Origin of the sequence: Bacteroides sp., from assembly GCF_030151085.1 — a bacterium.
Lineage (GTDB): Bacteria > Bacteroidota > Bacteroidia > Bacteroidales > Bacteroidaceae > Bacteroides.
On record NZ_JASLER010000070.1, the window covers coordinates 71416 to 85553 of the forward strand.

The following is a 14138-nucleotide window of genomic DNA, read 5'->3' on the forward strand; positions in this document are numbered from 1 at the left end:
AAAAAATGATCCGTATGAATAGAATTAAAATATACTTTATAGGATTGGCTCTTGGCCTGTGCATGACTGCACAGGCTCAGGAAGCCTCTGTTTATCAACTGACTTCTCCCGATAAGCAATTGACATTGAAGATAGACAATGGACAAACTCTGTGTTATTCCTTGCAAGAAGCGAATCGCCAGCTGATTTATCCTTCAGCTATCTCGCTGAAGATGAATGACGGCACGGTTTGGGGCAAGAATGGCGAAGTCATTGGCAGTTCATTGACCGAGACCAATGAGAAAGTATTTCCTGTAGCCGGCAATCACCGTGAACTGACCAACCATTACAATGAACTTTCTCTGAAATTCAAGGATGGCTATTCCGTCATCTTCCGTCTGTACAACGAAGGTATGGCATACCGATTCTGTGGTAACCTTCCAGCACAGGATTCATTAGTTATCGCCCACGAAGAAGCTACTTTCAATTTGGCAGATAATCCGTCTGTGATCCTTCCTCAAACCGATAACTTCACAGCTTGGGAAGTGAGCAACGTGCTTTACCAAGGAGTATCCGACATTGAGGATAAGAAATACGGTTTGACACCGACCCTGTTTACCAATCCCAAGCATAATCTGCGCATTGTGGTTGCCGAATCCGACTTGAATAATTATCCGGGCATGTATCTCCGCAAAGAAGAAGGCACCATGAAAGGTTACTGGGCGCCTTATCCCAAGAAGATAGAAATGGGTAGTTGGGGGAACTTCATCACTGTAGTGAAGGAGCGTGAGAACTATCTTGCCCGTACGGCTGGCAATCATGCTTTCCCGTGGCGCATTGCCATCGTGGCGAAAGATGACAAAGACTTGCTGGCAAATGAAATGATTTATCTCCTTGCCAAACCGCAACAGATAACCGATACCGATTGGATACGCCCCGGCAAGGCAACCTGGGAGTGGTGGCATTGCGCCATGCTCGAAAAAGCCCCGTTCCCGTCAGGACATACCAAGCTTTCCACCCAACTTTATAAATATTACATCGACTTTGCTTCCGAGAATAAAATTCCTTATCTGCTGGTAGACGCCGGATGGAGCAATGTTTTCAACCATGCTGACCTGAACAAGAACATCGATATCAAGGAAGTAATTCGTTATGGAAATGAAAAGCAGGTAGGAGTATGGTTGTGGACAGTGGCCGCTACACTCATCCATAACCCGCATTGCTACCTTGATTCCATCAGCAAGTGGGGAGCGGCAGGAGTGAAGATTGATTTCTTCGATAGGGATGATGCCTTGATGATTCCCGAATATGAGAATTTGGCAAAGGCTTGCGCCGAACGTCGCCTGATGGTAGACTTCCACGGTTGCAGCAAACCCACCGGACTCCACCGGGCTTATCCTAACGTACTTTCTTACGAAGCCATGCGCTGTGGTGAATGCTTTAAGTGGGATACCAGTTCTAATCCTGATTATCAGTTGCAATGTATCTTTGCCCGCATGCTAGGTGGAGGCATTGACTACACGCCGGGTTCCATGCGTAATTGTACGCTTGAAAAGTTTAAGCCTGTAGACCCAGGTCTACCTAGTTCGCTGGGTACACGGGCCCACGAAATGGCTATGTTTGTCGTACTTTCGGCTCCATTTGCCAGTCTTTGCGATTCTCCCGATGCTTATCGCAAATATCCCGATATATTGAAGTTCCTGGCCGAAGTGCCTACTTCATGGGACAAGACCATACCGCTGAAAGCCCGGGTAGGTGAATATGCAGTAGTAGCTAAACAAAAAGGTGACACTTGGTATGTAGGTGGTCTGAATGCTTGGGGCGTTCGCGATGTAACATTCGCATGTTCCTTTCTTCAACCGGGAAAGAAATATGTAGCCGAAGTGTTCTGTGATAAAAAGGCAAGTAATAAGAATGCGAACCTGTATGAGCGTAAGACTATAGAAATTGGACCGGATAGAATCCTGGAAATGAATATGGCTTCAGGAGGAGGATTCGTTCTGGTTATCAGCGAACAATAAGCTTGTTACAACAGGCTTGTCTTCTATCTTTCCGACTATTTTAGTGAATAGCCGGAAAGATTCTTTTTATTAATAATGATTTGTTGTTACCTTTGTTCCTTGTTAATATTAATACCTTAATGATAACGATACTATGAAAAGTATATTACCGATACTGTTTCTTCTTGTGGGTGCGCTAAAGCTGCAAGCATCCGACAGGGGAGTTTCCAATTATTACTTCTCGCATATTTCAGGTGAAAATGGACTGTCTCAGAGCAATGTGAAATCTATTATCCAAGATAGCTACGGTTTTATGTGGTTTGGTACAAAGAACGGACTGAATCGTTTCGACGGCACTTCTATTGTGCAGATGAACTGTGACGACTATGTGGCTGGCACGGGTAATCATAATATCTCTGCACTATTTGAAGATAAGGACCGTCAGCTGTGGGTAGGTACTGATAGGGGAGTATATCGTTACAACCCCGCACTGGATGTATTTACAGTGATAGATTTAAAAACCGTCGATGGTATAAATATGAATAACTGGGTCGCTAATATAGTTGCTGATTCGGTAGGCAATATATGGGTGGTAATTCCCGACCAAGGTGTATTTCGCTACAAAGATGACAAGCTTTACTTCTACGAAGTGACCAATAAGAAGAATTTCAAGACCGAAGCACCCGACTGCATCTGCGTGCGTGCCGATGGAGAAGTGTGGGTAGGAACCTGGGGCGTAGGTCTGTTTCACTATAACCCTAAGACAGACAAGTTTGAACAACACAGTGAAGATAAGAATGGCCGTTCATTGAAAGGGAAAAACATTAATGCCATCTGCGACTATGGAGACTGGATTGGCATAGCTATTCACGAAGGCGAGGTGATGAAATACAACCCTTCTGCCAATGAGTTGGTGAAGATAGACATTCCCGAAGCTTCCCATACCTTCATCCGTAATGTGATGTGTTTCGACAATGAACTTTGGGTGGGTACCCATGAAGGTTTGTTCGTAGTGAACGAACGGAAGAACAAGATAACCCATCTGAAACAAGATTTGATGCGTCCGTTCAGCCTTTCCGATAAGATTATCTATACCATCTATCGCGACCGTGAAGGAGGTACCTGGTTGGGAACTATGTTTGGTGGAGTCGATTATCTGCCTCATCACAACTTGTTGTTTGATAAGTATGTTCCGGGTAGCGATTCCTATTCATTAAGTACGAAACGTGTCCGAGAGATTTCGATGGATGCTCAGGGAAATATATGGATAGGAACCGAGGATGACGGAGTGAATATGTTGGATGTTTCTACTGGTAAAGTAAAGAAAATCTCTGAAGGAAAAATCACATTAGGAATGTTTGTATATGGTAATCAGGCTTTTTGCGGATTGTTCAAGCAAGGGCTCGATGTCATTCAGTTACCTGGAGGGGCTATCAGTCATTATGGGTATGAGCAGTTGGGCATTGGCGAAGGAAGTGTCTACACCTTTTTCATTGATAGCAAGGGCAACCGGTGGATTGGTACAGGGTGGGGACTTTATAAAGCAGCACCCGGATCGTTTGCCTTCCAGAAAGTGAATGAAGTCGGGTATGACTGGATATTCGATACTTTTGAGGATAAGGATGGTACACTTTGGTTTGCCTCTATGGGTAGCGGCTTGTGGCGATATACTTCGGGAAAGCGTCAGTTCAAGAAATACGAGAATGAGGAGGGCAAGGAGAATTCACTCAGCTCAAACTCAGTCAGTTCGGTGATGCAGGACAGCCAGGGACGAATTTGGATTTCGACCGACCGTGGTGGTATCTGCCGGTATAATCCGGCTTCGGACGATTTCACGACCTTCTCCATCGAAGATGGTTTGCCGGATGATGTGGCTTATAAGATATTGGAAGACGACCAGCAGAATTTGTGGTTTGGCACCAATCGGGGATTGGTACGTTTCAATCCTGATACTAAATATGTCCGGGTTTATACAACGAAAGATGGATTGCTGGGTAACCAGTTCAACTATAAATCGGCAATAAAGGGCAAAGACGGTAAATTCTATTTCGGTGGAATAGAAGGACTGATAGCTTTTAACCCCAACTCATCTGAGAATAGTACTTATCAGGCACCGGTTTACGTTTCTAAACTTAGTATTTACAACCAAGAGATTACGGTACACACGCCCGGCTCTCCGTTGAAGAAGTGCATTTCGCATACCGATGAAATCGTTTTGTCCTACGACCAGTCTAATCTCAGTTTTGATGTAGCTTTACTCTGCTATTCCACTACCGAATCTAATCAATATTATTATAAATTAGAACCATTGGACAAAGACTGGATAAAGGCGGGCACCAACCAGAATATCTCCTATGCCAAACTGCCTCCCGGCAAATATACCTTTAAAGTACAAGCGACTAATGGTACCAGCGGGAATCCATATTCAACCTGCTCGTTGTCCATTGTTATACTACCGCCTTGGTGGTTGTCAGTATGGGCTTATATGTTTTACGTCATTTGGATAATCTGCCTGATATTCTGTAGTTTCTTATGGTATAAGCGCCGTAAGGAGAAGCAGATGGAAGAACGGCAAAAGATATTCGAGATAGAGAAGGAAAAGGAATTGTATGAATCGAAAGTAAGCTTCTTCACCGAAATTGCCCATGAGGTGCGCACACCGTTGACGTTGATAAACGGTCCGTTGGAAACCATTCAGGAGATGGAGATAGATAATCCGAAGTTGAATAAGAATCTGTCAGTAATAGGGCAGAATACCAAACGTCTGCTTGATTTGGCAGCCCAGTTGCTCGATTTCCAGAAGATAGGTGCCGATAAATTCGATATGAAGTTTGAAAGTGTGGATATTACAACGTTACTCAACGAAACCATTGCCCGCTTCGAACCTACCTTTGTGCAAAAGAAGAAAGAATTGTTGCAGAATGTGCCCGAAGAGAGTATTGTAGCAGCCATAGACAAAGAGGCAATTACAAAAATCCTGAGCAACTTGCTGAATAATGCGTTGAAGTATGCCCGGCATACTGCTTTGGTAGAACTCTCCAAAGACGATACTACATTTACTGTCCGGGTATCCAGTGACGGTGATAAGATACCATCCGAGTCCGCCCAACTGATATTTGAAGCTTTCTATCAGATGGATAAGAAGAAAGTATCCCGCCAAGGTGTAGGTATCGGACTTCCTTTAGCCCGTTCGCTGGCCAAACTGCATAAAGGAGTCCTCTGTTTGGACACCAATCAGCCCGAGAATACCTTTGCACTGACTATTCCGTTGAATAAAGAAGGTGTTCAACAACAAATAGAGAAAGTCGTTGAACAGAACACGGTAGTGTTGGACGAAGAAACTTCGCTCGAAACTGATAATATGAAAGGATATACCATTTTGCTGGTAGAAGATAACGAAGAAATGCTCACCTTCATTCTTGACCGTTTGGAAGAACAGTTCACCGTGGAAACTGCCCGTGATGGAAAAGAAGCATTGGATATTTTACGAAATAACCACATCGACTTAATCATCAGTGATATCATGATGCCGGTGATGAATGGATATGAACTTTGTAAAGAGATAAAGGCCGATATGGATTTATGTCACATTCCGTTTATCTTCCTCACTGCCAAGAACGACCTCGATAGCAAGATAAACGGATTGAAAATTGGTGCCGAGGCTTATGTGGAGAAACCTTTTTCATTCAATTACTTGCGTACACAGATATTGTCACTATTGAGTAACCGCCGTAAGGAGCGTGAAGCATTCTCGAAACGTCCTTTCTTCCCCGTGAACAATATGCAGATGAATAAAGCGGATGAAGAATTCATGAATAAAGTAATCAATGTGATTCAAGACAACATTACGGATGATAATTTCAGTGTGGAGCGTATGGCGGAGATACTTTGTATGAGCCGTTCCAGCCTGTTACGTAAGATTAAAATCCTGTTCAACCTCTCTCCGGTCGATTTTATTCGCCTGATTCGTCTGAAGAAAGCTGCCGAATTGATTCAGGAAGGCAAATATCGGATTGGTGACATCTGTTATATGGTAGGAATCAACTCTTCCTCTTATTTCAGTAAGTTATTCTTGAAGCAATTCGGTATGACTCCCAAAGAATTTGAGAAACAAAATCAAGCTACCCTGATAAAAAATAAAACAAATAGAGCAGAGGATATCCTAAATTGAAATAAATGATGCAAGAAATAGCGCATTTGCGGATTAAATAGGTTCAAATGCGTCTTTGCGGCAAAATTCTCATATATTGGTGCATTTGCATAGCTATTGGTTACTAGTAAAACCTACTTTTGTGATTGTTCTACGAAGCAAAACTTCGGTACGAATAAGTTGCGAAATTTAACAAAGGTTTTACCAGCTAACTATAATAGTATGAAAAATAACAAAATCAAACTCTATGCTTGTGCTGTAGCATTGTCTCTCTCGGGAGGTGTATTTACAGGATGTAATGTGGGTACTAAAAATTTGAATGCCGGTACATGGAAACTGTCGTACGATGAACAGGCCAATGGCGTTGATATTGAAAAAGGGGCAAAACTTATCTATGATAATGTATATGCTTCTTATAAACTCTCGGATAAGATAGTCTCCAGTCGTGACTACTCCAAGCGTAAATTTAGTACTGAAAAGATTAAAGATAACTTTGGTCAGGGCTTTCTTTATAAAGTCGTTTATACCAATGACAATCTACCTACACTTACCCAGATATTCTATGTATATCCCGATAAAGATTATGTATTGACGGAATTCACTTTGACCGATAAAGAAGGAGTAACTTCCAACTACATGGCTCCGGTCAACGTAGACCAAATGCCTGCCGTACTTGCCGAAAATGGAAGTAACCGGGCTTTGTTCGTTCCTTTTGATAACGATAAATGGGTCAGATATCAATCCCATCCGTTGGACTTCACCAACCTGACCAGTTATGAAGTAACTGCCATCTTGAATAATGAGGATCGTAACGCACTGGTATTGGGTTCGGTAGAACATGATAATTGGAAATCTGCGATAACAATAGGGAAAGGTACAATTAATAATGTAGGCTCACTGGTGTGTTTTGGTGGTGCAGCCGATGAATTGACACGTGACTCCAAACCACACGGATCACTGAAAGGAGAAGAAATAAAATCTCCTAAAATACTATTAGGTTTCTTCGAAGACTGGCGCATAGGATTAGAAGAATATGCCGGGGCCAATGCTGTGATTGCTCCTCCCAAAGCCTGGAATAAGGCTGTTCCGTTTGGTTGGAATAGCTGGGGAGCATTGCAGTTCAATCTGACTTACCCCAAAGCATTGGAAGTGTCGGATTATTATAAGGATAACCTGCAAAACAACCACTTTGTAAATACGGACAACACAGTTTATATCGGTTTGGATTCGGGCTGGAACAGCTTCACTGAAGAAGAATTGAAATCGTTTGTAGATAAGTGCAAGGCCAACGGTCAGATAGCCGGTGTGTATTGGACTCCTTTCACCGACTGGGGCAGGAATCCCGACCGTGAAATAAAAGAAGTTCCAGGTACGACTTATAAAGATGTATATCTCTACGCCAATGGCAAACCCCAGGAACTTGACGGAGCGTATGCAGTTGACCCTACTCATCCCGCCATTGAAGCAATGATGAAGAGTACTTCCGAACTATTCCACCGTGCCGGATTTGAGTATGTAAAGATGGACTTCATGACACACGGAGCCATGGAAGCCGACAAATGGCATAATCCGGAGATTGAAACCGGTATTCAGGGATATAACTACGGTATGCAATTGCTCGACAAGTACTTTGGAGATATGTACATCAACTTATCCATTTCTCCGGTGTTCCCGGCACAATATGCACAATCACGACGCATAGCCTGTGATGCCTGGAATAAGATAAAAGATACGGAATACACCCTGAATGCCCTTTCATACGGTTGGTGGCAAGACAGAGTCTATCAGTTTAATGATGCCGACCATATTGTGTTGCGTGACGCAACCGAGGGTGAGAACCGTGCCCGTATCACTTCGGGTGCTATCACAGGTATTTACATTGCCGGCGATGACTTCAGCAATGGAGGCTCGAAGGAGGTGAAAGAAAGAGCACTGAAGTATCTGACAAATGTTGAAGTGAATGCTGTAGCCACAGGCGAAGCTTTCCGTCCGGTAGATGGAAATGGAGAGAAGTCGGAGAATCTGTTTATCCGCATAGAGAAAGATAGAACCTGCTATTTGGCTGTGTTCAACTATACAGAAAAAGAACAGACGTATACTGTGCAAATAGATCGATTAGGATTAGATAAGGTAAAAGAATATAAGGTAAAAGAATTGTGGCGTGGAACAGAATCGACAGCCAAAGAAACGATGGCTGTTACTGTTCCTGCTCAGGATGTAATGCTATTTAAAATGAATTAATTCAAAATCAATACTAATAAAAAAACATGCTTAAATTGAATGATTATGAAAAGGATTAAACTTATTAATTTGATCTTACTTATGTTTTGTTGCTGCAACTTGATGGCACAGAACATAAAAGTAACCGGAAAGGTGATTGACACTCTATCGGAACCGGTTATTGGTGCAAGTGTACAAGTAAAAGGTACTACGAATGGTATAATTACCGACCTTAACGGTAGTTTTTCTCTGAACGCTGAAAAAGGGGATATATTGCGTATTTCTTATATCGGCTATACTCCACAGGATATTAAAGTGACAGGTACTCAACCACTGAAGATTGTTCTGAAAGAGGATAACGAAATGCTGGAAGAAGTGGTAGTAGTAGGTACTTCTATGAAGAAGAGCGACTTGACAGGTGCAGTGGCCAGTGTAAGTGCCAAGGTGCTTGAAGAGAAGCCGGTAACTAACATCAACCAGGCCCTTCAGGGACGTGTGGCAGGTGTATTGATTTCTAATGCCGGTAAACCGACTGACGATGCTTCTATCAAAATCCGTGGTATCAATACCATCAATGGTTCTACAGACCCGATTTATGTAATCGATGGTATGGTTATGGATAACAGCTACTCCGGTTTCAACTCAGTTAACTTGAATGACGTTGCTTCTATCGAGGTGTTGAAAGATGCTTCTGCAACAGCCTTATACGGTTCGCGCGGTTCAAACGGTGTTGTAGTTATCACAACCAAGAAAGGTCAGCGTGGTGATGGCAAAGTGACTTATGATGGTTGGATAGGTTTCCAGACTTACGGCAATACTCCGAAGACAATGGGTACCCGCGAATTATTCGAACTTCGTAAGGAGGCTTATATTAATGGTTACAAGCAGACTAACCCTACAGGTGATGTAGATGCTTATGTAAAAGATGTAGTGATGGGTTCTAACCGCGTGTTTGCCGACTATGAGTTTGATGCCTATAAGAACAATGAGAATTACGATTGGCTGGATGCAGTAAGCCGTACAGGTGTGCAGCATAACCATGTGGTAAGCTTTTCTAATGGAAATGAAAAGGGTGCTTATTATGTTAGCTTCGGTTATATGGATAATAAAGGTTTGATTGAGAAGTCCGAACAACAAAGATATACAGGACGTATCAATGCCGACCAACAAATTAAACCTTGGTTGAAGATTGGCTCAAACACTTCCTTTACCCGTACTGAAAATACATTGGTTGATGACGGTATAATGCACCGTTCCCGATTGGCTAACCCGATGCTGGCTATTTCGGAAGATATCGAAACACTGAACTGGCAAGGTAATTATGACCAGAACAATTTCAACCCTCTTCGTTCGTTGAGAGTGGACAATGACCAGGTGTACAACCGTTTCCTGAGCTCTAACTATATTAACATCAATCCCATTGAAGGATTGAACTTCCGTTCTACTTTCTCTATTGATTATGCTACCAAACAACAGAACAAGTATACTCCGAACGATATCAAAGAAGCCGATCGTTATGGAACGAACGGTGAGGCGAAAGACGACCGCGACAATCGTACTGTATGGCAATGGGATAACTCTTTGTCTTATGAAACTTCATTCGGAAAGCATAAATTAAATGCAATGGTAGGTACTAGTGCCACACGGACTAACTGGAACTACATCAATGCAACCGCAAAAGGGTTCGACCTCAACTACTTTGGTTATCACAACTTGGGTGCAGGCTATAAAGTGAATGAACGTGACTTGGGTACAGGCTGGACAGAGTCAACTTTATTATCTTACATCGCACGTGTTAACTATAACTTTGACAGCAAATATCTGTTGACTGCTACTGCCCGTTACGACGGTTCTTCCAAGTTTGCTAAAGGAAATCAATGGGGTATCTTTCCATCCTTCTCTGCTGCCTGGAATGTAACTGAAGAAGAGTTCATGAAGGATCAGAACATCTTCAGCCAACTGAAAGTACGTGCCGGCTTCGGTGTAGTAGGTAACCAGAATATTGATGATTTTACATATTTGTCACTCTGTAATCCCGGGTATTCTGTTACAACAGCTCCCAATGGTGATAAAATATACAGCGGAACAATCGGAAGTAACGGTCGTCGTGGTACACCGGACATTAGCTGGGAAAAACAACAACAATGGAACTTCGGTATCGATATGGCATTTCTTCAAAATCGTATTCGCTTCTCTGTAGATGCATTCTTGATTAAGAACAAAGACTTATTAATGAAGCATTCTCTGCCTACAACTACCGGTTATAGAGAAACATTCGAAAATATTGGTGCTATCGAAAATAAAGGTTTGGAATTTGCATTGAATGCCAACTTATTGAGAACAAAAGACTTTGAATGGAATTTTGCTGCAACTTTATCACTGGATAAGAATAAAGTAACTCAACTTTATGGTAATGCAGATGTGATTTATAATGTAGATGGTGACCGTAATATTCAGAAAGAAGGTAATTTATTCCTTGGTGAATCTCGTAATACAATTTATATATGGAAAACAGGTGGTATTGCACAAGTCATTGATATGGAGCGTCTGAATAAGATTAACTGGAATGGCTATAATGTAAATCCGGGTGACTTGTATCCTATGGATATAGACGATAACAAGCAGATTGATCAAAATGACCGTGTTGTGGTTGGTTCTACCGATCCTAAGTTCTATGGCGGTTTCTCAACAGACCTCACTTGGAAGGGGCTTTCTTTGAATGCTGTATTCAACTATTCATATGGTGCCAAGAAACTGAGCCCTTGGTACGAAAGTTTGATTGGAAGTACAGGTCTGGGCGTTGCATCAGCCGATTTGGTAGATCGTTGGACTCCCGAAAATACCGATGCACAGTTCCCACGCGTGTTGGCTGGTTTTGACTATAACCACTACAACGCCAGCCACATGGACTTTAGCGTACAGAAGGCATCTTTCCTTCGCCTCTCTGCATTAACCTTATCTTATACCTTTAATAAGAAAGTATTGGATACTTTGAAACTGTCTAACCTGCGTATTTACACTACCGGTTCCAACCTGTTCTGCCTGACCAACTATAATGGTTACGACCCTGAAACCGGCGATTGGTATCCTCCTACACGTATGTATACTTTCGGTATCAACCTGGCTTTCTAAGAAGAAGATAGAAAATGGAATATTTATCATTTAAAAAGAAGAACACAATGAAAAAAGGAATTAAATATACTGCGCTTTGCACTTTTGCATTGGCATTTGCAATGAATATTTCTTCTTGCTCCGATTTCTTGCAAGTGGAGCCGACAGGGTCAGTGCCCGAAGAAGAAGCATACGCACACGTGAATGTGGTTGAGAAGCTCGTAATAGGCTTATATAAAGACTACCGCGGATGTAAATCCGGTCGTAATGGCTTGATGACAAATTTAGGAAATGATGAAACACAACAAGGTAACTTCCAGTTGATTTCATCGGGTGACCAAGCTGGTATGGATAAATACAACGGACAGTTGAATCCTACTTCGCAACAAGTGGCTACTATTTGGAACAACCGTTGGCCAGCAGTAGTTACGGCAGCCAAGGTGGTGTTTGCCGCAAAGAAGACCACGGAAGATCCTAAAAAGGCGTCACAACTCTTGGGTGAAGCCAGCTTCATTCGTGGTATGCTGATGTTTGAGTTGAGTATGTATTGGGGTGAAATACCCATCATCGACATGGACCGCACCGAAGAACTGGGTCTTGGCCCTCAGCCGTTGAAAGATGTATGGACTTATATTATCGATGACTTCAAGACAGCTGCCGAAAGTTTGCCCGAGTCTTATGATGCTGAGCCGCAACGCGCCACTGCTGGTGCTGCATGGGCTATGTTGGGAAAAGCTTATATGTCTGCTCCCGTAGAAACTGGATTCCGCGATTTTGCTAAAGCTGATGAATGCTTCGAGAAGATTATCGCTACAAACCGCTATGAAATATTGAGTAAGTATGCCGATATATTCAGATATGATAATCCCAATTCAAAAGAATCTCTGTTCGAATTGCAGTTCGATCCTAAGTGGCCCGACCAAAACTCTTGGGAGTTTGACTGCGGCTCACGTGCTTGCGACTCTTGGTTCGGACAAGAATGTTCTTTCTCCGGTTATGATTTCTTAGTACCGACTCCGTTTGCATACAAAACAGTGGCCGAGGGTGGTATTTGGGAAGAAGGAGATTTACGTAAAGACGAAGCTTTACGCTATGACTTCACATATAAAACAAAGAAGTACTCTGATAAGGGAGAATATGAAATGATTACTCCTGACTTGAGCAAGACTCAATGGACTGGTACAACCGATGAGCTTGATCCGCATATCAAGAAGTTCGAAGATTATAGAACCGATGTTCTTTCAGGGTTTGGCATTAATAATATGTGGAACTCCGGTAAATGTTTTTCTGTAATCCGTTATGCTGATATATTGTTATTGCACGCCGAGTGTATGAATGAAATGGGACAAACTTCTGAAGCGGTTCAGCTTGTCAACGATAAGATTCGTACACGTGCTTGGGGAGGTACATTGCCTGCCGACAAGAAGTGGAACACCGGCATGGGACAAGATGAATTCCGTACAAAGATTATGGATGAACGATTCCGTGAACTCTGCTTCGAAGGATGGCGTCGTATCGACTTGCTTCGTACCGATAACTTTATTAAGTTAGTTAAAGAACGCAACCGTTGGACTAAAGAATCGGGTACTATCCAGGATTTCCACAAACGTTATCCTATACCTGATACTGAAATCAAGACGAACGATGCTTTCAGTCCCGAAGATCAGAATCCGGGTTATACCAAATAAGTAGGAGGACACTTCGTTTCTCTTAAAGGAAACGCTCGTTCCCACGTAAGGAAACGGGCGTTTCTTCATAAGGAAACGATAAGACATTTATAATTATGGAAGTTACATCTCAATTAGAAACCTTCACTCAGCAGCAAGAACCTGTTTTTCGCTTTCGGATAACCAATTCATCAGGTAATTATGTAGAACTGACCAATTGGGGAGCCCGGTGGATAACAGCAATGCTTCCCGATGTCAAGGGGAAATTATCTAACGTGATACAAGGTTATGAAAAACTAGATGACTATCTTACAGATACTTATTATATGGGAGCTATCATTGGACGGTTTGCCAATCGAATAGGCGGTGCTTCTTTCAATATCGACGAAGTTACTTATCAACTAGAAACCAACGATGGCCGGGTTGACCAATGGTGTTTGGACCAGTCCGGCCAGCTCGCCCAAGGGCGCGAGCCACTGCGCCGGAACCACGCTCGCCCACCGGCCGGTGGCGACCTGGGCCAGCAGCGTGGTCATGGAGTCGCATTCGATGCGCGGCTCGGCGGTGCGCCCGTGGGAGGCCAGGACATCGTCCAGCAGCTGGCGGCCGCGCATGGACGAATCCAGCAGGCACAGCGGCAGCGAGAGCACCTCGTCCACCGCGGTCGGCTGCCCGGCGCCCTCGAACATGCCCTCCTTGGTGACGAGCACATGTTCCTCGCGGTACAGCGGCACCGCGAGCAGCCCGCCCAGCTCCGCAGGGTCCGCGTAGACCAGCCCGGCATCGAGCTCGAAGGAGCGCACCCGGGCAATGATGTCCGTGGAGCGCAGGCTGCCCTGGATCTGGACGCCGGCCTTCGGGTTGGCGCGGGCGAAGGCATCGGACAGTCGCGCCACCGTGGAGGAGGCGGCGGGTACCACACCTAGGCGCAGCGTCCCGGTCAGCCCGGCCTGCAGCGCCGCCACTTCCTGGGCCAGCGCATCGCGGTCCGCCAGCAGGCGCTGCGCCCAG

General features: G+C 43.7%; 6 protein-coding genes and 1 pseudogene. 6 read left to right on the plus strand and 1 reads right to left on the minus strand.

The window, feature by feature from the left end; genetic code table 11:
* The first annotated feature begins 14 nt into the window (after positions 1 to 14).
* The 6 genes and pseudogenes from Q1W14_RS14405 to Q1W14_RS14430 all read left to right on the plus strand — a co-directional run.
* Positions 15 to 2000 (plus strand): glycoside hydrolase family 97 protein, encoded by a 1986-nt coding sequence (locus Q1W14_RS14405; RefSeq protein WP_300702561.1) that lies wholly within the window; start codon positions 15 to 17, stop codon positions 1998 to 2000.
* A 133-nt stretch (positions 2001 to 2133) separates the two neighbouring features.
* On the plus strand, positions 2134 to 6150 hold the full coding sequence (locus Q1W14_RS14410; RefSeq protein WP_300702563.1) for a two-component regulator propeller domain-containing protein: 4017 nt from the start codon (positions 2134 to 2136) through the stop codon (positions 6148 to 6150).
* Between the two features lie 201 nt (positions 6151 to 6351).
* The gene (locus tag Q1W14_RS14415) at positions 6352 to 8370 is read left to right on the plus strand and encodes an alpha-galactosidase (protein ID WP_300702566.1); all 2019 of its coding nucleotides are present in this window, start codon (positions 6352 to 6354) and stop codon (positions 8368 to 8370) included.
* A 45-nt stretch (positions 8371 to 8415) separates the two neighbouring features.
* Positions 8416 to 11481: a TonB-dependent receptor gene (locus Q1W14_RS14420; RefSeq protein WP_300702568.1), complete on the plus strand. Its 3066-nt coding sequence runs from the start codon at positions 8416 to 8418 to the stop codon at positions 11479 to 11481.
* A gap of 47 nt (positions 11482 to 11528) precedes the next feature.
* Complete coding sequence (locus tag Q1W14_RS14425; protein ID WP_300702570.1) at positions 11529 to 13148, plus strand: RagB/SusD family nutrient uptake outer membrane protein; 1620 nt, start codon at positions 11529 to 11531, stop codon at positions 13146 to 13148.
* A 95-nt stretch (positions 13149 to 13243) separates the two neighbouring features.
* A pseudogene (locus tag Q1W14_RS14430) lies at positions 13244 to 13489 on the plus strand (galactose mutarotase); the annotation flags it as partial.
* A 39-nt stretch (positions 13490 to 13528) separates the two neighbouring features.
* Here the strand turns inward: Q1W14_RS14430 and Q1W14_RS14435 are convergent.
* Positions 13529 to 14138 (minus strand): substrate-binding domain-containing protein (locus Q1W14_RS14435; RefSeq protein ID WP_300702572.1); only part of this gene is annotated, 610 nt, incomplete at its 5' end.

Coding starts and splice junctions, on each gene's coding strand:
- Q1W14_RS14405 (WP_300702561.1), top strand. CDS start 15: ATGAATAGAATTAAAATATACTTTATAGGATTGGCTCTTGGCCTGTGC.
- Q1W14_RS14410 (WP_300702563.1), top strand. CDS start 2,134: ATGAAAAGTATATTACCGATACTGTTTCTTCTTGTGGGTGCGCTAAAG.
- Q1W14_RS14415 (WP_300702566.1), top strand. CDS start 6,352: ATGAAAAATAACAAAATCAAACTCTATGCTTGTGCTGTAGCATTGTCT.
- Q1W14_RS14420 (WP_300702568.1), top strand. CDS start 8,416: ATGAAAAGGATTAAACTTATTAATTTGATCTTACTTATGTTTTGTTGC.
- Q1W14_RS14425 (WP_300702570.1), top strand. CDS start 11,529: ATGAAAAAAGGAATTAAATATACTGCGCTTTGCACTTTTGCATTGGCA.